24 protein-coding genes and 1 tRNA gene are annotated in these 19,091 nt (G+C 57.1%); 9 read left to right on the top strand and 16 right to left on the bottom strand.

The features are described 5' to 3' along the window. The first annotated feature begins 230 nt into the window (after nt 1-230). Genes POR16_RS10365 through POR16_RS10345 form a run of 6 tightly spaced genes read left to right on the top strand, consistent with a single transcriptional unit; the run spans nt 231 to nt 3,481 of the window. On the top strand, nt 231-650 hold the full coding sequence (locus tag POR16_RS10365) for a hypothetical protein (protein WP_005893435.1): 420 nt from the start codon (nt 231-233) through the stop codon (nt 648-650). Between the two features lie 16 nt (nt 651-666). Next, nucleotides 667-1,005, top strand: a complete 339-nt coding sequence (locus POR16_RS10360) for a hypothetical protein (RefSeq protein ID WP_005893436.1) — start codon at nt 667-669, stop codon at nt 1,003-1,005. After that, nucleotides 1,002-1,190, top strand: coding sequence for a hypothetical protein (locus tag POR16_RS10355; RefSeq protein ID WP_005893438.1), 189 nt, complete (start codon nt 1,002-1,004; stop codon nt 1,188-1,190). Before POR16_RS10360 ends, POR16_RS10355 begins: the two co-directional genes overlap by 4 nt. A 48-nt stretch (nt 1,191-1,238) precedes the next feature. Beyond that, complete coding sequence (locus POR16_RS10350) at nt 1,239-1,973, top strand: metallophosphoesterase (protein WP_005893440.1); 735 nt, start codon at nt 1,239-1,241, stop codon at nt 1,971-1,973. Nucleotides 1,974-2,012: 39 nt separating this feature from the next. Beyond that, nucleotides 2,013-2,429, top strand: a complete 417-nt coding sequence (locus POR16_RS26560; RefSeq protein ID WP_005893442.1) for a hypothetical protein — start codon at nt 2,013-2,015, stop codon at nt 2,427-2,429. Then, complete coding sequence (locus POR16_RS10345) at nt 2,330-3,481, top strand: tyrosine-type recombinase/integrase (RefSeq protein WP_234887642.1); 1,152 nt, start codon at nt 2,330-2,332, stop codon at nt 3,479-3,481. The genes POR16_RS26560 and POR16_RS10345 overlap by 100 nt, the downstream gene beginning before the upstream one ends. 82 nt (nt 3,482-3,563) lie before the next feature. Here POR16_RS10345 and POR16_RS10340 read toward each other — a convergent pair. The 9 genes from POR16_RS10340 to thrS form a co-directional block, all read right to left on the bottom strand. Beyond that, nucleotides 3,564-3,640: transfer RNA gene (locus POR16_RS10340), tRNA-Pro, on the bottom strand. Nucleotides 3,641-3,728: 88 nt separating this feature from the next. Then, a complete protein-coding gene (locus POR16_RS10335) occupies nt 3,729-4,085 on the bottom strand; it encodes a MerR family transcriptional regulator (RefSeq protein ID WP_005893448.1) in 357 nt (118 codons plus the stop codon). Next, nucleotides 4,066-4,368: an integration host factor subunit alpha gene (gene ihfA, locus POR16_RS10330; protein ID WP_002553164.1), complete on the bottom strand. Its 303-nt coding sequence runs from the start codon at nt 4,366-4,368 to the stop codon at nt 4,066-4,068. Before ihfA ends, POR16_RS10335 begins: the two co-directional genes overlap by 20 nt. 3 nt (nt 4,369-4,371) lie before the next feature. Continuing rightward, complete coding sequence (gene pheT, locus POR16_RS10325; protein WP_005893451.1) at nt 4,372-6,750, bottom strand: phenylalanine--tRNA ligase subunit beta; 2,379 nt, start codon at nt 6,748-6,750, stop codon at nt 4,372-4,374. Between the two features lie 28 nt (nt 6,751-6,778). Next, nucleotides 6,779-7,795 carry a phenylalanine--tRNA ligase subunit alpha gene (gene pheS / locus POR16_RS10320; protein WP_005893453.1) on the bottom strand — a complete coding sequence of 339 codons (1,017 nt, stop codon included), beginning with the start codon at nt 7,793-7,795 and terminating at the stop codon, nt 6,779-6,781. Nucleotides 7,796-7,898: 103 nt separating this feature from the next. Continuing rightward, nucleotides 7,899-8,255, bottom strand: coding sequence for a 50S ribosomal protein L20 (gene rplT, locus POR16_RS10315; protein WP_002553161.1), 357 nt, complete (start codon nt 8,253-8,255; stop codon nt 7,899-7,901). Nucleotides 8,256-8,284: 29 nt separating this feature from the next. Continuing rightward, nucleotides 8,285-8,479: a 50S ribosomal protein L35 gene (gene rpmI, locus POR16_RS10310; protein WP_002553160.1), complete on the bottom strand. Its 195-nt coding sequence runs from the start codon at nt 8,477-8,479 to the stop codon at nt 8,285-8,287. A gap of 60 nt (nt 8,480-8,539) precedes the next feature. Further along, on the bottom strand, nt 8,540-9,091 hold the full coding sequence (gene infC, locus POR16_RS10305) for a translation initiation factor IF-3 (RefSeq protein WP_170855886.1): 552 nt from the start codon (nt 9,089-9,091) through the stop codon (nt 8,540-8,542). Then, complete coding sequence (gene thrS / locus POR16_RS10300; protein WP_005893456.1) at nt 9,091-11,013, bottom strand: threonine--tRNA ligase; 1,923 nt, start codon at nt 11,011-11,013, stop codon at nt 9,091-9,093. Before thrS ends, infC begins: the two co-directional genes overlap by 1 nt. Nucleotides 11,014-11,380: 367 nt before the next feature. Between thrS and POR16_RS10295 the strand changes: the two genes are divergently transcribed. Together POR16_RS10295 and POR16_RS10290 are read left to right on the top strand one after the other, a co-directional pair. Then, a complete protein-coding gene (locus POR16_RS10295) occupies nt 11,381-11,686 on the top strand; it encodes a hypothetical protein (protein WP_005893458.1) in 306 nt (101 codons plus the stop codon). A 295-nt stretch (nt 11,687-11,981) separates the two neighbouring features. Next, nucleotides 11,982-12,194, top strand: coding sequence for a cold-shock protein (locus POR16_RS10290; protein ID WP_002553156.1), 213 nt, complete (start codon nt 11,982-11,984; stop codon nt 12,192-12,194). Nucleotides 12,195-12,259: 65 nt separating this feature from the next. On the opposite strand, the gene POR16_RS10285 is transcribed toward POR16_RS10290, so the two are convergent. Continuing rightward, nucleotides 12,260-12,595 carry an I78 family peptidase inhibitor gene (locus tag POR16_RS10285; RefSeq protein WP_005893460.1) on the bottom strand — a complete coding sequence of 112 codons (336 nt, stop codon included), beginning with the start codon at nt 12,593-12,595 and terminating at the stop codon, nt 12,260-12,262. Between the two features lie 309 nt (nt 12,596-12,904). Between POR16_RS10285 and POR16_RS10280 the strand changes: the two genes are divergently transcribed. Continuing rightward, nucleotides 12,905-13,099, top strand: coding sequence for a hypothetical protein (locus tag POR16_RS10280; RefSeq protein ID WP_005893462.1), 195 nt, complete (start codon nt 12,905-12,907; stop codon nt 13,097-13,099). A 23-nt stretch (nt 13,100-13,122) separates the two neighbouring features. Here the strand turns inward: POR16_RS10280 and POR16_RS10275 are convergent, their stop codons facing one another. From POR16_RS10275 to POR16_RS10250, 6 genes are read right to left on the bottom strand one after another with little or no spacing between them, the layout of a single operon-like run. Further along, nucleotides 13,123-14,148 (bottom strand): nucleoside hydrolase, encoded by a 1,026-nt coding sequence (locus POR16_RS10275; RefSeq protein ID WP_005893465.1) that lies wholly within the window; start codon nt 14,146-14,148, stop codon nt 13,123-13,125. A 23-nt stretch (nt 14,149-14,171) separates the two neighbouring features. Further along, nucleotides 14,172-14,576, bottom strand: coding sequence for a D-ribose pyranase (rbsD, locus tag POR16_RS10270; protein WP_005893469.1), 405 nt, complete (start codon nt 14,574-14,576; stop codon nt 14,172-14,174). Beyond that, the gene (gene rbsK / locus POR16_RS10265; protein WP_005893471.1) at nt 14,573-15,493 is read right to left on the bottom strand and encodes a ribokinase; all 921 of its coding nucleotides are present in this window, start codon (nt 15,491-15,493) and stop codon (nt 14,573-14,575) included. Before rbsK ends, rbsD begins: the two co-directional genes overlap by 4 nt. Before the next feature lie 30 nt (nt 15,494-15,523). Further along, complete coding sequence (locus POR16_RS10260; protein WP_005893473.1) at nt 15,524-16,540, bottom strand: LacI family DNA-binding transcriptional regulator; 1,017 nt, start codon at nt 16,538-16,540, stop codon at nt 15,524-15,526. 1 nt (nt 16,541) lies between these two features. Continuing rightward, a complete protein-coding gene (locus POR16_RS10255) occupies nt 16,542-17,534 on the bottom strand; it encodes an ABC transporter permease (protein WP_024669837.1) in 993 nt (330 codons plus the stop codon). Further along, the gene (locus tag POR16_RS10250) at nt 17,531-19,084 is read right to left on the bottom strand and encodes a sugar ABC transporter ATP-binding protein (protein WP_024669836.1); all 1,554 of its coding nucleotides are present in this window, start codon (nt 19,082-19,084) and stop codon (nt 17,531-17,533) included. Before POR16_RS10250 ends, POR16_RS10255 begins: the two co-directional genes overlap by 4 nt. Between the last annotated feature and the right edge of the window lie 7 nt (nt 19,085-19,091).

Genomic DNA, 19,091 nt, shown 5'->3' with positions numbered 1-19,091 from the left:
GGTTCGACAGTATTGGTGCATCTGAATTATATGTGCATAGCAGACAAGCTGCTATGGATAGACTGTACATGCTTTGTGACAACAGGCGTATCACGCCAGAAGTGAATAAAGTTTCATTCGTTTGGATGCTATTGAATTAGCTCGTCTCTCTGCGCTCTCGCTACCAAATCCCCTCATCAAACCAAATTAATTAACTCAATGTCAGTCGCGTGTGCGGCAAGGACGAAGTCATGCCCGAAGAAAAGCAAAAGCTCGGCCCGGACCATTATCGATACGTCGACGAACCAGACCCAAAGGGCCTGGCGGTCACTTGCAGGCGTAACGTAGTTGTCGGTGAAACAGAGCAGTGCTGGTACATCGTGTCTGAATTCCACGACAGCCTGTTCGGTGGATCTCAGCGGGAATCGCTGCTTAAGCAATATCGCAAGCGGGCGCTCAAGAATGGCGGCGACCACGGTGGGCGGTTCGCCTACACCAGTAAAGAGCTAGCGCTGCGCTCATACAAACAGTGCAAAGCATGGCAGTTGAGACATGCCCAACTGTCGCTTGAGCGCGCCAAGGCCGCTATTGCGTATTTCGGCGATGTAAAACCGAAAGCACCGTTCCGGCAGATAGCCTTATGGTCGCTTGCGAGTACATCCAGGGCATGAACTGGAGCGATTGTTAATGAGCAACCACACCAAAGAACAATGGTTAGTAGACCGTCAAGACTACTGCATCTGCGTCGAGCGCGACGGTGAGCCGCTGGAAATCGCCACTATCGGCGCCATGGATCATAACGGCATCAAGCATGTGATCGGCGACGAAAGCTGGGCGAACGCATATCTGATGCGCACCGCGCCAGAGCTCTTGAAGGCTCTCGAAGCGATGCTCGCCAAAGCCTACAAGCAGAACTGGAACGATCAGTACCCGGAGCTGCTCGAGCAGGCAGAAAAAGTAATCGCGCTCGCGAAAGCTGGATCGTCGCCCAGCGATGGCGGTGAGTCCGAGGATATGGAGATTTGATCTTTCGTAAAGGCTGGCTGCGCAGAAAGCTGGAGGCCGGGATGATCCGCATTGCAGCGTGCATCCTCATGGGCCGCAACGTCCAGCGCTCCACTGTCGTCTCCCGTCGCGACAACAACGACATGTGGTACATGGCCGAGCAGTTGGAAGGCATCGCCGACCGAATTACCCACCAGTACCCATAACCCCCTTCCCTACAGAGCCTGCCGGTGATCGGCGGGCGAGGAATCCGCATGCTCGAAACAATAGAGGTAGTGCGCATCAAGCGCTTCACCGAGAACACGGCTGGCCGCGATTTCGCGGTTGGCGACATACACGGGCACTTCACTCGGCTGCAGGTGGCGCTGGATGCTGCCGGTTTCAACCCTGCAGTTGATCGGTTGTTCAGCGTTGGCGATCTGGTTGACCGTGGGCCGGAGTGCGAAGACGTGATCAAGTGGCTGAACAAGCCCTGGTTTCACCCGGTGCGCGGCAACCATGACGATTACGTCTGCCGTTTCGATACCTGCGACATCGGCAACTGGATGTACAACGGCGGAACCTGGTTCGTGGGCCTACCGCTGGACGAGCAGAAGAACTATCAAGTCATGTTCGACGACCTGCCAATCGCCATCGAGGTGGAGACGGCAGGCGGCCTGGTCGGAATCGTCCACGCTGATTGCCCATTCCCGTCATGGGATGAGCTGCGCGCGGAGCTGGAAAGCCCACTGACGCGCAAGCGCTTGAAGCTGGTGCATAACACCTGCATGTGGTCGCGCAACCGGATTCAAGATGCCGACGCCTCTGGCGTGACGGGGATCAAGGCTCTGGTCGTGGGTCATACGCCGCTTCGCCAGCCAGCCATCCTCGGAAACGTCTACCACATCGATACGGCAGGCTGGATGGACGGCCATTTCACACTGCTGGATCTGGCAACGCTTCAGTGCAACCCGCCGATCAACCCTTTGCTCAGTCACGACTGGGAATAACCCCTTCCGCCGCCCAGCGCGGCCCGGAGCAGTACCTCTATGGCAAATAAATCTGCCGCCCAGGTAGCGCCAATCCTGCCCCGGTTCATCCGGGCAGGTGATGCCTACGGCTATCTGGGCATGTGTCGTGACGAATTCAACAAGACCGTGCGCCCAAACGTGCGGGAATTTCCCATTGGAAAACAAGGCGTCGGCTTTGATCGGCTGGAGCTGGACGCGTGGGCTGATGCCTACGTCGAGAGCAAGGCGATTGAAAAGGCGGCCAATCAGGACAACAATCAGCCCCGCAGCGAGCGCCATGCCGGGGCCATAGGAGCAACGTCATGGCCCAAAAAGCAATCACCGGCCTACAGAAAATGCCGAACGGCATCTGGAAGATCGACAAAAAATACCGAGGAGAGCGAATTCAAGAAAGTACTGGCACTTGTGACCGGGCGGAAGCCGAGCAGTACCTGATCCACATGCTGGAAAAGCTGCGGCAGCGGAAGGTGTACGGCGTGCGCCAGGTTCGAACGTGGAGAGAGGCCTCTATCCGCTTCCTGATGGAAGTGAGAAATCAGCCTTCGATCCATATTTCAGCCACTTACATGGCGCAGCTCGACCCCTTCATCGGGCATATGCCAATCACGCATGTGGATGATGACGCCCTTGCACCCTACATCAAGTCAAAGCTTGAGCCCGAGAATGGGAAACCGGTGACGAACAGAACCGTGAATATCGCGCTGCAACGCGTAATCAGGGTTTTGAACTTGTGTGCAAGGAAATGGCGGGATGAGGAGCGGCGTCCGTGGCTGGACGTTGTGCCGATGATCTCCTTGCTGGACGAAAAGACGAACTGCCGCAAGCCCTACCCACTTTCATGGGAGGAACAGTCGATTCTTTTTGCGGAGTTGCCGGCCCACCTGCAAACGATGGCGATGTTCAAGGTGAACACCGGGTGCCGCGAGCAGGAGGTTTGTAAGCTGCAATGGGATTGGGAAATTGCGGTGCCGGAGCTGGGAACTAGCGTATTCCTGATCCCGGCTGGTTTTGGTGGTCGAAGCGCGAAGGCCGGTGTGAAGAACAGGGATGAGCGCTTGGTAGTGCTGAACGACGTTGCGAAGTCGGTTATTGAGCAGCAGCGCGGCAAGCACAAGCTGTTCGTGTTTCCGTTCGGCAAGCCGGATGGTGAAGGGAATGAAACGACGGTTCACCGCATGAACGACTCGGCCTGGAAGAAGGCGCGAATCAGAGCGGCGACCAAGTGGGGGGAGAAGTTTCTGCGAAAGGCCCATGACGGATTTTTGCGAGTCCGCATCCACGACCTCAAGCACACCTTTGGCAGAAGGTTGCGAGCGGCCGGGGTGACAGAAGAGGATCGCAAAGCGTTGCTCGGTCACAAGAACGGAAGCATCACCAGTCACTACTCAGCAGCGGAACTGGATCAACTCATTGCAGCGGCAAATAAGGTATCAGCAACTGACTCACGCGCACCAGCGCTCACCATACTCAAAAGGAAACAGGCATGAGCAAAAAGACCGGGATCACTCGGAAAGTCACTGAAGCAAAAACAACAAAGCCGCACAAAGGCGGCTAAGTCATTGAATTATATGGTCGGGACGGAGTGATTCGAACACTCGACCCCTAGCACCCCATGCTAGTGCGCTACCGGACTGCGCTACGCCCCGACTTGGCGTGTATCTGTTTTGCAACTTGCGAAAACGTTGAGAAATATACCCTAAGCGTTTGAATTTTGGAAGTATCCTGGCTGATCAATTACGCCTTGAGCATGACCAGTACATCTTCCAGCTCGGCAATCATCTCCCGAATCATCTGCTTGTACTGCTGGGTATCGTCTTTTGGTTCTCCGGTGGTGAGGCGAAGTCGGGCGCCACCGATGGTGAAGCCCTGATCGTAGAGCAGCCCGCGGATCTGACGGATCATCAGCACGTCTTGGCGCTGATAATAACGGCGGTTTCCGCGTCGCTTGACGGGGTTGAGTTGAGGAAACTCCTGCTCCCAATAACGCAGAACGTGCGGTTTTACCGCGCAGAGCTCGCTGACCTCACCGATGGTGAAGTAGCGTTTGCCTGGGATGGGCGGCAGCTCGTCGTTATGACTTGGTTCCAGCATATGCCTCAACTCGGGCTTTCAACTTCTGCCCTGGACGAAAGGTGACCACACGGCGCGCCGTAATCGGAATCTCTTCACCGGTCTTGGGATTTCTCCCAGGCCGCTGGCGCTTGTCTCGAAGGTCGAAGTTGCCAAAACCTGACAACTTCACCTGCTCGTTATCTTCCAGAGCGTGCCTGATTTCTTCAAAAAACAGTTCGACCAATTCCTTGGCTTCCCGTTTATTCAGGCCCAGCTCTTCGTACAGACGTTCGGCCATCTCAGCTTTCGTCAGAGCCCCCATACGCTACTTCCTTAACGTGGCGTTTAACCTCTCCTCTAGCGAGGTGAGGATAGCAAGTGTCGTTGCGTTTACCTCATCGTCATTAAGAGTGCGCGATGGATGCTGCCAGGTCAAGCCGACTGCGAGGCTTTTTCTATGTGGATCAATGCCTTTACCCTGGTAAACATCAAATAACCTGAGGTCTGTGAGCCACTCGCCTGCATTTTCACGGATTACGTCCATGACGGCACTCGCTGAAACGTCACGATCGGCCAGCAACGCCAGGTCACGACGCACTTCAGGGAAGCGCGACAACTCGTTGAATTTCGGCAGACGGCCTGTCGAAACTTCTGCCAGCACCAGCTCGAAGACAAACACCGGACGATCCAGACCCAGGTTTTTTGACAACTCAGGGTGGATGGAGCCCAGGAAGCCGACTTCACGACCATCGCGCTCGATGCGTGCAGTCTGGCCTGGATGCAAGGCAGGATGCTGGCCCGGCGTGAAAGTGAACTCCCCCAGTGCGCCGGCAAAACCCAAAACCGCTTCGACGTCGGCCTTGACGTCGAAAAAATCGACCGCATCGCGACCTTGTGCCCAGCCTTCCGGCAGGCGGCTGCCGCACACCACACCTGCCAACATCGGCTCTTGTTTCAAGCCATCGAGCTGACCGACGAAGCGCAGACCGCTTTCGAACATGCGAACGCGATCCTGCTGACGATTCAGGTTGTGCTGCAGAGCTTTCACCAGACCGGGCCACAAAGAGGCGCGCATGGCGGCCATGTCATTGGAGATGGGATTGGCCAGCAGCAGAGGTTTGGCACCTGGAGTAAACAGTTCGAACCATTTCGGGTCGATGAAGCTGTAGGTGATCGCTTCCTGATAACCGCGAGCAACCAGCAGACGACGCAGCTCTGGCAGATCGCCTTTGGCCTCGGCCTTGGCTTGAGGTGCCAGACGGGCTTGCGGGTATCGAACCGGCAGACGGTTGTAGCCGTACAGACGCGCCAGCTCTTCGATCAGATCGACTTCAAGGCTGATGTCGAAACGATGACTTGGCACGTCGACACGCCACTGACCATCGGTTTCGGCAGACACTGTCAGGCCAAGCCCCGTCAGCAGCCGTTCTATTTCAGCGTTTTTAATGACCAGACCGAGCATCTGCTCGACGCGGCTGGCGCGCAGCGTAACCGGCGCAATCGAAGGCAGGTGCTGCTCGCTGGTCACTTCAATTACAGGGCCGGCTTCGCCACCAGTGATTTCCAGCAGCAGGCCGGTGGCGCGCTCCATGGCTTCACGGGCCAGTTGCCAGTCAACGCCACGCTCAAAACGATGCGAGGCATCGGTGTGCAGGCCGTAGGAACGCGCCTTGCCAGCTACCGAGATGGTGTCGAAGAACGCGCTTTCCAGGAAGACATCGCGGGTCCCTGAAGTCACGCCGCTGTGTTCGCCACCCATCACGCCGGCAATAGCCAATGCGCGCTGGTGGTCGGCGATGACCAGTGTGTCAGCACGCAGGCTGACTTCCTGACCGTCGAGCAGAACGAGCTTCTCGCCCTCCTCGGCCATGCGAACGCGGATCCCGCCATTGATTTCGGCCAGATCGAACGCATGCAGAGGCTGACCCAGTTCCAGCATCACATAGTTGGTGATATCGACAGCCGCGTCGATGCTGCGTACGTCGGAGCGACGCAGGCGCTCGACCATCCACAGCGGAGTCGGACGCGACAGGTCGACATTACGAATAACGCGACCCAGATAGCGCGGGCAGGCAGCCGGCGCCAATACTTCGACCGGACGTACCTCATCATGCACAGCTGCAACAGCGGCAACCTGCGGACGCGTCACTTCAGCGGCGTACAGCGCGCCTACTTCACGAGCCAGGCCAGCCACTGACAGGCAGTCGCCCCGATTGGGGGTCAGATCAACTTCGATGCTGGCGTCGTCCAGGCCCAGATAGACACGAATGTCCTGACCGACCGGCGCATCAGCCGCCAGCTCCATCAGGCCATCATTGCCTTCTCCGGCCTGCAATTCGGCAGCGGAACACAGCATGCCGTTGGACTCGACGCCACGCAGTTTGGCTTTCTTGATCTTGAAGTCGCCCGGCAGCTCGGCACCGATCATGGCGAACGGGATTTTCAGGCCCGGGCGCACGTTTGGCGCACCGCAGACGACCTGAAAGGTTTCGCTGCCATTGCTGACCTGGCACACGCGAAGCTTGTCGGCATCAGGGTGCTGCTCGGTGCTCAGCACCTCGCCCACCACTACGCCGGTGAAAACGCCGGCGGCCAGCGTCACGCTGTCAACCTCAAGACCGGCCATCGACAGACGAGCAACCAGCTCGTCGCGAGAAACCTGCGGGCTTACCCAGCCACGCAGCCATTGTTCACTGAATTTCATCCTGCTCTCCTGAAAGGTTCGTTACGACTTAGCGAAATTGCGCGAGGAACCGCAGATCGTTGTCGAAGAACAGGCGCAAATCATTGACGCCGTAACGCAGCATGGCCAGACGCTCTACACCCATGCCGAACGCGAAACCCTGAAGCTCTTCAGGGTCGATGCCGGACATGCGCAGGACGCTGGGGTGAACCATGCCGCAGCCCATGACTTCCAGCCAGCCGGTCTGTTTGCAGACACGGCAGCCCTTGCCACTGCACATCACGCATTCCATATCCACTTCTGCCGAAGGCTCGGTGAACGGGAAATACGAAGGACGGAAGCGCACGGCCAGTTCTTTTTCGAAGAACACCCGCAGAAACTCTTCGATGGTGCCTTTCAGGTCAGCAAAATTGATATCGCGATCAACCAGCAGACCTTCGATCTGGTGGAACATCGGCGAGTGGGTAATATCGGAGTCGCTGCGGTACACACGGCCAGGGCAGACAATGCGGATCGGCGGCTGCTGCGATTCCATGGTGCGGACCTGTACCGGCGAGGTATGGGTGCGCAACAGCATGTTCGCATTGAAATAGAAGGTGTCATGCATCGACCGGGCCGGGTGATGGCCAGGGATGTTGAGCGCCTCGAAGTTGTGGTAGTCGTCTTCGACTTCCGGGCCTTCGGCAATGCCGTAGCCGATGTGTGTGAAGAACTGTTCGATGCGTTCCAGAGTACGGGTGATCGGGTGCAGACCACCGGAGGTCTGACCACGGCCCGGCAGGGTCACGTCGATGCATTCGGCGGCGAGTCTGGCAGTAAGGTCTGCCTGCTCGAACGACGCCTTGCGCGCATTGAGGACCTCTGTGACACGCTCCTTGGCAACGTTGATCAGCGCGCCGACTTGCGGACGCTCTTCAGCGGGCAGGTTCCCCAAGGTCTTCATAACCTGAGTCAACTCGCCTTTCTTGCCGAGGTAGTGAACCCGGATTTGCTCCAGGGCATTGATATCTTCGGCGCCTTGCACAGCCTCAAGAGCTTGAGCGACCAGCGCGTCCAGGTTTTCCATGTACAGACTCCAGATACAAAATAGGGGAAGAGCTTTAGGCTCTTCCCCTATTTATGACGTTTAACACCAACCCCGGAGACCGGGGCCAGTGATTGTCGGGGACTTAGGCCAAAGTGGCTTTAGCTTTCTCGACAATCGCAGCAAACGCCGCTTTTTCGTTCACTGCCAGATCAGCCAGAACCTTACGGTCGATCTCGATGGACGCTTTTTTCAGGCCGGCAATGAAACGGCTGTAGGACAGACCGTTAACACGAGCACCAGCATTGATACGAGCGATCCACAGAGCGCGGAACTGACGTTTTTTCTGACGACGGTCACGGTAGGCGTATTGGCCTGCCTTGATTACCGCTTGCTTGGCAACACGGAATACGCGTGAACGCGCGCCGTAGTAGCCTTTTGCAAGTTTCAGAATTTTTTTGTGACGCTTACGGGCAATGACGCCACGCTTTACACGAGCCATGAGTTACTTCCTCTATATCTTGATCAAAATTAACGAAGGCGCAGCATGCGCTCGACTTTTGCCACGTCAGACGGATGCAGCAAGCTGCTACCGCGCAGTTGACGCTTACGCTTTGTCGACATTTTGGTCAGGATGTGGCTCTTGAAAGCGTGTTTGTGCTTGATGCCGTTAGCAGTTTTCAAAAACCGCTTAGCTGCACCACTTTTAGTCTTCATCTTTGGCATGTTCGGATACTCCGCATTCAGTTGATAAATATAACCGCAAGGCCTGCCGTGCCCTGGTGGTTATTTCTTCTTTTTCGGGGCGATGACCATGATCAGCTGGCGTCCTTCCATCTTAGGATGCTGTTCGACGGAACCGTATTCGAGCAAGTCACCTTCAACCCGCTTCAACAGCTCCATACCCAGCTCCTGGTGGGCCATCTCACGACCGCGGAATCTTAACGATACCTTGGCCCTGTCCCCGTCACTCAGGAAACGTACCAGGTTGCGTAGTTTTACCTGGTAATCCCCTTCCTCCGTCCCTGGACGAAACTTGATTTCTTTAACCTGGATCTGCTTCTGGTTTTTCTTCGCTGCAGCAACCTGCTTCTTCTTCTCGAAGATCGATTTGCCGTAATCCATCACACGGCAGACCGGAGGAAGTGCGTCGGCAGAAATCTCTACCAGATCCAGCTTCGCCTCTTCGGCTATACGAAGCGCTTCATCAATCGAGACGATGCCAATCTGCTCGCCGTCAGCGCCAATTAAACGAACCTCGCGGGCCGAGATATTTTCATTGATCGGGGCCTTGGGTGCAGCTCGTTTATCTTGTCTCATTTCACGCTTAATAATAATTACTCCGTATCTTGGCGACCACGCCGGGAAACCGCTTGTGCGAGAAATTCAGCGAATTGGGCGACCGGCATCGAGCCAAGGTCAGCGCCTTCACGTGTACGCACAGCGACAGTTTGCATTTCAACCTCCCGATCTCCAATCACGAGGAGATAAGGAACCTTGAGCAAAGTATGCTCACGGATTTTAAAGCCGATCTTTTCATTTCTCAAGTCGGACTTGGCACGAAACCCGCTTTCGGCCAGAGTTTTTTCCACTTCAAGGGCAAAATCGGCCTGTTTGTCAGTGATATTCATGATCACTGCCTGCGTCGGCGCCAGCCACGCCGGAAACGCGCCTTCATAATGCTCGATCAGAATACCGATGAAACGCTCGAAGGAACCGAGAATCGCACGGTGCAACATGACCGGATTCTTGCGACTGTTGTCTTCGGAAACGTATTCGGCGTTCAGGCGGATTGGCAGATTGAAGTCCAGCTGCAGCGTGCCGCACTGCCAAACCCGACCAAGGCAGTCCTTGAGTGAAAACTCGATTTTCGGACCGTAGAACGCGCCTTCACCAGGCTGCAGATCGTAAGGCAGGCCAGCGCTGTCAAGCGCAGAGGCCAAAGCCGACTCGGCACGATCCCACAATTCGTCGGAACCCACACGCTTTTCAGGACGGGTGGATAGCTTGAGTTCGATGTCCTTGAAGCCAAAATCGGCATAGACATCGAGCGTCAGCTTGATGAATGCGGCGGACTCGGCCTGCATCTGATCTTCGGTGCAGAAGATATGCGCGTCGTCCTGAGTGAACCCGCGCACACGCATGATGCCGTGCAGGGCACCCGACGGCTCGTTACGGTGACAGGCACCGAACTCGGCCAGGCGCATCGGCAGCTCGCGGTAGCTCTTCAGGCCCTGATTGAACACCTGCACGTGGCAAGGGCAGTTCATCGGCTTGATGGCGTAATCGCGGTTTTCGGACTCGGTAGTGAACATGTTGTCGGCGTAGTTGGCCCAGTGCCCTGATTTTTCCCAGAGCGAGCGGTCGACCACTTGCGGAGTCTTGATCTCGAGGTAACCATTCTCACGCTGCACCTTACGCATGTACTGCTCAAGCACCTGATACAGGGTCCAGCCCTGCGGATGCCAGAAGACCATGCCCGGCGCTTCTTCCTGGGTATGGAACAGGCCAAGACGCTTGCCGATCTTGCGATGGTCGCGCTTTTCGGCTTCTTCGATGCGCAGGATGTAGGCAGCCAGTTGCTTCTTGTCTGCCCAGGCGGTGCCGTAGATACGCTGCAATTGCTCATTCTTGGCATCGCCGCGCCAGTAGGCACCGGACAGCTTGGTCAGCTTGAAGGATTTCAGGAAGCGCGTATTCGGCACGTGCGGACCGCGGCACATGTCGACGTATTCTTCGTGGTAATACAGGCCCATCGCCTGCTCGTTCGGCATGTCTTCGACCAGGCGCAGCTTGTAGTCTTCGTGACGGGCGGTAAATACCTCGATCACTTCGGCGCGCGGCGTGACTTTCTTGATGACGTCGTAATCTTTCTCGATCAGCTGCTGCATGCGCTGCTCGATCGCCGCCATGTCATCAGGCGTGAACGGGCGCTCATAGGCGATATCGTAATAAAAGCCGTCATCGATCACCGGGCCGATGACCATTTTTGCAGTCGGATACAACTGCTTGACCGCATGCCCGACCAGGTGGGCGCAAGAGTGACGGATGATTTCCAGTCCTTCCTGATCCTTGGGGGTGATGATCTGCAGGCTGGCATCGTTTTCGATCAGGTCGCAGGCATCGACGAGCTTACCGTCGACTTTACCGGCAACGGTGGCCTTGGCCAGCCCTGCGCCGATTGAAAGCGCGACATCGGCTACGGAAACCGCATGATCGAATGAACGTTGACTGCCGTCGGGAAGAGTAATAGTTGGCATGGCGCCTCCTCTCCTAGTGGTGACCCCTACCAAAGGTCACGTGGGTTGGGATGAGCCAGTACGTGATTCGGTGGTATGCCTGCCTCACAGTGGCAGGAGCCTTGCGGCCAACCTTGAACCGAACCAGATGACTGGAATGTACGAAAAAAACCTGCGTGCCGCACTGGAAAACCATCAGCCTGAAGACCGCCGACTAAGGAGCACTTGAAAATAACAGGACGCGCATCCTAACACAGCTGGAGAGCTGCCGATGCACATCGGCGTAAATCAGGCGTAAATAACAGGTGACCTGAACTGGTGGAGCTGACAGACGTCAGAAGTCATCTAAACCTATGCACGTTTTTGTCCAGCAAAAAAGGAGAACACCATGAAGCTTTCATATCTGACATCCCTCCTCGCCCTGAGCGCGGCCTTTGGCTCAGTGAGCGCCCACGCAGAAATGGACGGTGCAACACGCAACACTTTCACCACAGAGTGTGTGGCGTCTGCCAAGCAACAGAAGCTGGATGACAAGACCGCCAAAGCCCACTGCGAATGCGCAGCGAAGCAGATCGACAGCCATTTTACCGACAAGGAGATCGCCTCGCTCAGTGATACAAAAGCTGCAGTACCTGCCGCGCTGACTGCAAAACTGCAGAAACTGGTCACCGAAAACTGCACCGGAACAAAATAATCGCTTTTTTTGGCCGGGGCGAAATCGACACTTCCAGTGCTTGCGACCCTGAACCCCGGCTTGGCTTAAAGCCTTTTAAATCAGGCCTTTGACGCACCAGGAATACGCAAGCCAGGGGCTCGGAGAGGGCTCCATCAGGCCCCATTCAGAGTATGAAGAGCTTAATGTGAGTGACCTTTGACTAAAGTGCTCGACAGAGTAGCTGTTTTTTTGCTCATTTCGACTATGATAGGGCCGTGTGCCCAGTTGGCCTGAGCAGCACGCTTATTGAAAATTATGTTTCTGGAGATACACCATGTCTAATCGCCAAACCGGCACCGTAAAATGGTTCAACGATGAAAAAGGCTTCGGCTTTATCACTCCACAGGGTGGCGGTGACGACCTGTTCGTACACTTCAAAGCGATCGAAAGCGACGGTTTCAAAAGCCTGAAAGAAGGTCAGACCGTTTCTTTTGTTGCTGCTAAGGGCCAGAAAGGCATGCAAGCAGAACAAGTCCGCGTTGACTGATTCACCCTACGCAAAAAAACCCCGTCACTGACGGGGTTTTTTATGCGCGCCAGTAAAGCATCGCCTCAGCCGCAATTAATGCGTGTCACCTTTCCCGCAGCATCGGTATTGACGTTCACCCGTTCGGATCGGTATTCCAGCGTGACCATGTCGTCAGGCCCGAGAATGCGTGCATCCTGCGACCCGGTACGAGCGCGCACTTGCGACAGAAGGTCGATAGAAGCCTGCTTGCCGATGGCGAACTGCCCAGACTCTGCGTCACAGCGGCCCGGTATAGCGGTGCTGGCTGGCGCTGGCGCCTTGGCGGACGCTTCGGCACTCGGCGCGGATGTCGTACTGCTGCACCCTGCCAGCACTGACGCCAATACGACAAAACACAATGTTGCGAATTTCCGGGGCATACACCCTCCTCTGCCAATAAACATTTCCAGACCTGGTCCGACCGCATTCAAACGCGTTGGTTGCACACCGTATCCCGCAGGCCATCAGTAAGCGGTTGATCTGGCAAGGTCATGAGTCTGCCTTGGCATCACGCCAGGTGCGCGATCAAATCGTCACAAAACGTTTACCCGGCCCGTTATTGATCAGGACTATGAGCGTTATATGTAAGTAGGAGTGTCAAAACGCGTCTGGAATGGTTTACTGCCAGTGACGCAAGCGCCGGGAAGCGCACAGCGTCATGCGGGACCTTTCACTGGAGATAAGACACCATGACAGCCATATCCATAGACGCGGACATAAAAGCCAAGTGGCCTCAAGGCCAATGCTCGCACAGCCCGGGAAACCCGGAAGAGTTGATGATCATTGCAGTCGATCTGCTGATCAAGGAACTGGGCACCGAGGGTGCCCGCGCCTTTGTCACTCAGGTATTGAGCCGTTACGGGGCAGCGAAACTGCCTGCCTGATACCGATCATCAAGACGGCATGATCACTTCAATCGCGCCAGACGCTCGGTCAGCAGATCGAAGAAGCCCTGAGCGTCGCCATTTTCGACCCAGAACACATTCTGCGGCTGCTTGAGGGTGCCGTACCAGTCAGCGACGGTCTGACCGAAGCCGATGCCTTCGCGCGTATCTATCGCGACATTGATTTGCCGACCGGTAAACAGCTCAGGCTTGAGCAACCAGGCAATGACACTGGCGTCGTGAACCGGGCCACCGGGCAACCCATAGTGTTCCATGTCCAGCTTCACGTATTCATTGAGAATCCCGTCCACCAGCTTGCCGGCGTTGTTGTTCAACGCGGCGATCTGCTTGAGTCGTTGTTCGCTGGTGAGGATCTTGTGGGTCACGTCCAGCGGCACGTAAGTCAGCTTCACGCCACTGACCAGAACGATCTGCGCGGCATGCGGGTCAGCGAACAGATTGAATTCGGCAGCCGGGGTAATATTACCCCCATTGAAATGCGCACCGCCCATGACCACCACTTCCTTGATGCCCTGAGTAATTTCGGGAGCCTGCACCAATGCCAGCGCAAGGTTGGTCTGCGGACCGAGCATGGCGATGGTGATGCTGTGTGGCTTGGCCTTGCTCAGCGTGCGGATCAGGTAGTCGACCGCATTGCCTTCGGCCAGGCCCTTGGCGGGCTCATGGATAGGCACGCCTGGCAGACCTTCCTGGCCGTGGATATTCTCGGCATAGATCGGCGTGCGCACCAATGGCTTGGGTGCTCCGGCATACACAGGCACTTCCTCACGCCCGGCCCACTCGCGCGCCAGCCTGGCATTGCGTGATGTCTTGTCCAGCCGCACGTTGCCGGCCACGGTCGTGATGGCCATCACGTTCAGCTCTTGCGGAGAAGCCAGCGCCAGTAGCAGCGCGACGACATCGTCCGCGCCCGGGTCGGTATCGATGATCAGGTCACGCTTTTCTGCTGCTTGCACAGCAGCGGTACTCAGGATGGACAACAGCAATGCTCCCCGAATTAACTGCCTGGAAAACTGTATCAACTTCATATGAAACTCCCTTTCTTGAATAGTTAAAACACCACTCCGGACACCAGCGCCAGATTACTGTACGGCTGACACTCTCCAGTGCGAATGATCGCCTTGGCTGTGCGGCTCAAGGCTTTCAGGTCTTCATGACTGATCCAGCGTTGCTGACCCAGTTGATCATCTAGGTTGAGGCTTTCGATGATCTGCAGGGCGGGCGGCTTGATCTCGGCCATTTCACTGGCCAGAACATGGCTTTCGACCTGCATTTCGCTCAGCACGACATCCAGCACACTGACGAAATCCGGCACACCACGGGTGAGCGCCAGGTCAATCAGCTCGACACCCGGCGGCACCGGCATTCCGGCGTCTACGATCATCAGGATGTCGCCATGCCCCAGTGAAGCGATCACACGGGACAAGGCAATATTGAGTAGCGGTGTTTTTTTCATAACGACATGAATTCCTTTACTTCCCCTAACGTCGGGATGGACGGCTGCGCACCCGCTCGGGTGACAGAGATGGCAGCCGCCGCCTGGCCAAACAGAATGGCCTGCGGCTCACTCTGCCCGGCTGCCAGCGCGGCTGCGAAACCGCCGACAAAGGTATCACCTGCGGCGGTGGTGTCCACGGCCTGCACGCGACGTGCGTCAATATGCTGCACACCGTCGGCGCTAGCGAACAACGTTCCACGCTCGCCAAGGGTAATGATGACGTTGCGCGCACCGGCCGCCAGCATCGTCGCAGCAGCTTTTTCGGCAGCTGCGGGCGAATCGACCGTCACGCCGGTAAGGGTCTGCGCTTCGCTTTCGTTGGGGATCAGATAATCGATCAGCCCGTACCAGTTCTCGGGCAGCGGCTCACTGGCGGGCGCTGGATTGAGAATCACGGTCTTGCCCAGTGCGTGAGCACGGGTCAGGGTATGGAAAACGGTTTCGGTCGGCACTTCCAGCTGGCAGATAACAATCTCGGAACCTGCCAGAAGTGCGTCGAAACGCTCGATCAGCGCAGGCGTCAGGCGACCGTTGCCGCCTGCCACGATCACAATTGCATTCTGACTGTTGGCGTCGACTACGATCGAAGCGATCCCGGTAGAGACGCCTTCCACGACCGTAACGGCCTGGCAGTCAATGCTCTCGGCCAGCAACGCGGCACGCAGGTGCTCTCCATAGGCGTCGGCTCCCACGCAACCGATCATTGCCACACCAGCACCCAGGCGCGCAGCCGCCACGGCCTGATTGGCCCCTTTGCCGCCGGGCACAGTATCGAACGTTTCCCCGCTGAGTGTTTCGCCGGGGCGCGGCAGGCGCTGGGCGCGGATCACCAGATCCATGTTCAGACTGCCCACTATCACTATTTTTGCTTGCATGGCTTATTTACTCATTACTGGGCGTGCGCATCATTCATGGGACGGCGCGCTTGGCGGCGCCGTGGACTCACGCACTACAAGACAAGGCTTTACAAGTCGTTTCTCGACAGCTGCGCCGGGCGGAGCGGCGATTCTGCATAACAGCATCTCGGCTGCGGTTTCACCCAACTGCATGATCGACTGCCCCACGGTGGTCAGCGCCGGATAGACGTAACGACTCATCTGAATATCATCGAAACCGATTACCGACAGGTCCTGAGGCACACGAATCGAACGCTCGGCGGCAGCACGCAGCACACCGATGGCGATGACGTCGTTGCCGGCAAAGATGGCTGTCGGCGCATGTCCGGTCAAAAGCCGGACCGCCGCTTCGTGGCCGGCCGAACTGGTGAACTCGCTGTGTACTGCCCAACCCTCACAGACTTCCAGAGAGGCCTGCTGCATGGCCCGCCGATAACCTGCCAGGCGCATTCCAGCGACCATGCTTTCGCCAGGGCCGCCGATGCAGGCAATATGCCGATGCCCGAGGTCCAGCAAATGCCGGGTCGCCAGATAGGCGCCCTGCTCGTGATCGATGCGCACCATGTCGGCATCGATGCCTTCAAGTTCGCGGTCGACGATCACCAGTGGAGTCCGTACATCGGTCAGGCCAGAAGTAATACTGGCATCACCTGCCACTGACGAGACAATCAGACCGTCCACTCGTTTTTCCAGGAGCACGCGCAAGTAACTGCGTTGTTTTTCCGGGTTGTCATCGGAGTTGCAGAGGATCACGCAAAAGCCGTTGCGCTCGCAATAATCCTCTATACCCCTGGCCAGCTCGGCAAAATACGGATTCATTCCGTTAGGAATCAGCAGACCGATGGTGGACGTGGTCTTGGCCTTCAACGACCGCGCAACCGCACTGGGAACGTAGCCCAGTTGCGCGATGGCGGCCTCGACCTTGAGCCGGACTGGCTCGCTCACCGGCCGGGTCTTGTTCACCACGTGAGAAACCGTGGTGTACGAGATCCCTGCCAGCGCCGCTACATCCTTGATGGTGGCCATATCATCCCTGGCGCCGTGCCCGGTGGCTGCGGTAGGTGTCCAGCACCACAGCGATCACGATGACCGCTCCGGTGATGATGCGCTTGGTCGGTTCGGTCGCCCCGATCTGCGCCAGGCCTGCAGCCAGCACCGAGATGATCAGCACGCCGAAGAACGTGCTGATGATCGAACCACGACCGCCCATCAAACTGGTGCCACCGATCACCACGGCAGCGATGACTTGCAGTTCAAGGCCGACGCCGGCATTCGGGTCTGCTGCTTCCAGTCGCGATATCTGAAACAGCGCCGCCACACCGGCCAGCATGCCCATCAGCGAAAACACCAGAATCTTGTAGGGTTTGGGATTGATGCCTGCCAGACGCACCGCTTCTTCATTGGTGCCGATACCGATCAGGTAGCGACCAAAAACCGTGCGGGTCAGCACTGCCTGAGCAATGAAGATGACCAACAGCGCAATGATGAACGACGGGGCGATACCGAAAGCAATCGGATCGGACAACCACGCGAATGAATCGCCGATATAGGCCGTGCGTGAATTGGTCATCTGGTAAGCCGCACCGCGGGCCATTTCCAGCACGCCAAGGGACACGATGAACGAAGGAATACGCCACGCCACGGTGATAGAACCAGTGATCGTGCCGGCCAGGGTCGCGCAGGCAATGCCCAGCAGTGCAGCCGGAAACACGCTCCAGCCCCACCCCAGGATAGCCACACTGACCGCCGATGCAGCCAGCGCCAGTACCGAGCCGACCGACAGGTCGATGCCACCGATGATCAAGATCAGTGTCATGCCGACAGACAGCACCATCAGGTCAGGGATCTGATTGGCCAGCATGCTGAACGTCTGATACGACAGGAAGTGATCGCTGAGAATGGAAAACAGCACAATCATGACCAGCAGTGCGCCAGCCAGACCTATATAGGTTCCAAGGCCGAAATAATTGCCGCCGCGGCGGGCCGGCACTGTCAGCGTCGGGGAAGGCGTATTTTTCATGAGTCGTTCCTGGGCGCTGCATCATTGAGCAGCGCATCACGTTTCTGATAACCGGCAAAGGCAGCGGCAAGCAATTGGTCCTGGGTCCAGCTATCACGTTCGAACGTGTCGATCAGGCGGCCGGCCGACAACACGCCGATACGGTCGCAGATCAGCATCAGTTCGCGCAGATCGCTGGACACCACTACCAGCGCCCTGCCCTGACGGGTCAATTCAGCGAGTAGTGCGTAAATATCGAACTTGGCGCCGATATCGATGCCACGGGTCGGTTCATCGAACAGCATTACCGGGCAATCACGCTCCAGCCAGCGACCGATCACGACCTTCTGCTGATTACCACCCGACAGCTCGGACACCAGTTGGGTCGGGCTTGAGCTGCGAATGCGCATGGCCGCGACTTGTCGCTGTGCCAGCTTCAGCTCTTCATCAGCATTCACCAGGCCTGCACGAGAGATGGAGTGCATGTTGCCCAAGGCGATGTTGGCGCTGATGGATTGCGACATCAGCAGACCTTCGCTCTTGCGGTCCTCGGTGATCAGGGCAATGCCGTGCTCGACGGCATCAGATGGCGAGCGAATGGCGACCTTTTGCAACGGCTGGCCGACTTCGATTGCACCGCTGTCGGCAACGTCAGCGCCATAGATCAGACGCAGCAGTTCGGTTCGCCCGGCACCGATCAGCCCGGAAATACCGAAAATCTCACCGCGTCGCACGTCGAACGATACATCTTCGACTTTGCCGACACGGCTGAGCCCCTTGACCGACAGCGCCACTTCGCCAATCTGCCGAGCCCCCATGTCGATGTGTTCGCCCAGCTCGCGGCCAACCATCAAAGTGACCAGTTGTTCACTGCTGTAGCGAGCGATGGGCTCGACGCACACCAGTTTTCCGTCACGCAGCACTGCAATGCGCTGGGAAACCCTGGCGAGCTCTTCGAGGCGGTGGGAGATATAGATAATCGAGACACCGCGAGCCTGCAGACGCGTGATCTGCTCAAAGAGCATCTCTACCTCACGCGAGGTGAGCATGGCAGTGGGTTCGTCAAGGATCAGAACGTGGCAGTCGCCGATCAGGTTGCGGGCAATTTCAACCATCTGCTGATGGCCGATACCCAGCTCACCCACCAGCGTATCGGGATCAATTGCGTCCAGCCCTACCTGGGCCATTGCCTTGATCGCGTTTTCGCGCAGGCGCTTGCGGTCGATCCAGCCAGCGCGGCGCGGCAGATTATCAAGAAACAGGTTTTCGGCAACGGTCAGGGTCGGCAGCAGGTTCAACTCCTGCATGACCATCCGCACACCAAGTTTTTCTGCCTGGGTGCGATTCGTTGGTGCGTAAGGCTGCCCTTGATACTCCATGTGCCCGTTGGTCGGCGTAACCAGCCCACCGATGATTTTCGACAAGGTGCTTTTACCGGCACCGTTTTCCCCGGTCAGGGCCAACACTTCACCCCGCATGAGCGTCAGGTCGACGTCACCGAGTACGGGTTGCGCGTAGGTTTTACCGATGCCACTGACCGAAAGAACAGCTGTCTGAGCAGACGCTGACATACATTTC

Origin of the sequence: Pseudomonas coronafaciens pv. oryzae str. 1_6 (assembly GCF_000156995.2) — a bacterium.
GTDB lineage: Bacteria > Pseudomonadota > Gammaproteobacteria > Pseudomonadales > Pseudomonadaceae > Aquipseudomonas > Aquipseudomonas tremae.
Note: the sequence above shows the minus strand (reverse complement) of the source record. Positions and strands in the feature narration are given on the sequence as shown.

Bases quoted from the DNA above. Each gene is read 5' to 3' on its own strand.
- POR16_RS10365 (WP_005893435.1), top strand. From the start codon at position 231: ATGCCCGAAGAAAAGCAAAAGCTCGGCCCGGACCATTATCGATACGTC.
- POR16_RS10360 (WP_005893436.1), top strand. From the start codon at position 667: ATGAGCAACCACACCAAAGAACAATGGTTAGTAGACCGTCAAGACTAC.
- POR16_RS10350 (WP_005893440.1), top strand. From the start codon at position 1,239: ATGCTCGAAACAATAGAGGTAGTGCGCATCAAGCGCTTCACCGAGAAC.
- POR16_RS26560 (WP_005893442.1), top strand. From the start codon at position 2,013: ATGGCAAATAAATCTGCCGCCCAGGTAGCGCCAATCCTGCCCCGGTTC.
- POR16_RS10345 (WP_234887642.1), top strand. From the start codon at position 2,330: ATGCCGAACGGCATCTGGAAGATCGACAAAAAATACCGAGGAGAGCGA.
- POR16_RS10335 (WP_005893448.1), bottom strand. From the start codon at position 4,085: ATGCTGGAACCAAGTCATAACGACGAGCTGCCGCCCATCCCAGGCAAA.
- ihfA (WP_002553164.1), bottom strand. From the start codon at position 4,368: ATGGGGGCTCTGACGAAAGCTGAGATGGCCGAACGTCTGTACGAAGAG.
- pheT (WP_005893451.1), bottom strand. From the start codon at position 6,750: ATGAAATTCAGTGAACAATGGCTGCGTGGCTGGGTAAGCCCGCAGGTT.
- pheS (WP_005893453.1), bottom strand. From the start codon at position 7,795: ATGGAAAACCTGGACGCGCTGGTCGCTCAAGCTCTTGAGGCTGTGCAA.
- rplT (WP_002553161.1), bottom strand. From the start codon at position 8,255: ATGGCTCGTGTAAAGCGTGGCGTCATTGCCCGTAAGCGTCACAAAAAA.
- rpmI (WP_002553160.1), bottom strand. From the start codon at position 8,479: ATGCCAAAGATGAAGACTAAAAGTGGTGCAGCTAAGCGGTTTTTGAAA.
- thrS (WP_005893456.1), bottom strand. From the start codon at position 11,013: ATGCCAACTATTACTCTTCCCGACGGCAGTCAACGTTCATTCGATCAT.
- POR16_RS10295 (WP_005893458.1), top strand. From the start codon at position 11,381: ATGAAGCTTTCATATCTGACATCCCTCCTCGCCCTGAGCGCGGCCTTT.
- POR16_RS10290 (WP_002553156.1), top strand. From the start codon at position 11,982: ATGTCTAATCGCCAAACCGGCACCGTAAAATGGTTCAACGATGAAAAA.
- POR16_RS10285 (WP_005893460.1), bottom strand. From the start codon at position 12,595: ATGCCCCGGAAATTCGCAACATTGTGTTTTGTCGTATTGGCGTCAGTG.
- POR16_RS10280 (WP_005893462.1), top strand. From the start codon at position 12,905: ATGACAGCCATATCCATAGACGCGGACATAAAAGCCAAGTGGCCTCAA.
- POR16_RS10275 (WP_005893465.1), bottom strand. From the start codon at position 14,148: ATGAAGTTGATACAGTTTTCCAGGCAGTTAATTCGGGGAGCATTGCTG.
- rbsD (WP_005893469.1), bottom strand. From the start codon at position 14,576: ATGAAAAAAACACCGCTACTCAATATTGCCTTGTCCCGTGTGATCGCT.
- rbsK (WP_005893471.1), bottom strand. From the start codon at position 15,493: ATGCAAGCAAAAATAGTGATAGTGGGCAGTCTGAACATGGATCTGGTG.
- POR16_RS10260 (WP_005893473.1), bottom strand. From the start codon at position 16,540: ATGGCCACCATCAAGGATGTAGCGGCGCTGGCAGGGATCTCGTACACC.
- POR16_RS10255 (WP_024669837.1), bottom strand. From the start codon at position 17,534: ATGAAAAATACGCCTTCCCCGACGCTGACAGTGCCGGCCCGCCGCGGC.
- POR16_RS10250 (WP_024669836.1), bottom strand. From the start codon at position 19,084: ATGTCAGCGTCTGCTCAGACAGCTGTTCTTTCGGTCAGTGGCATCGGT.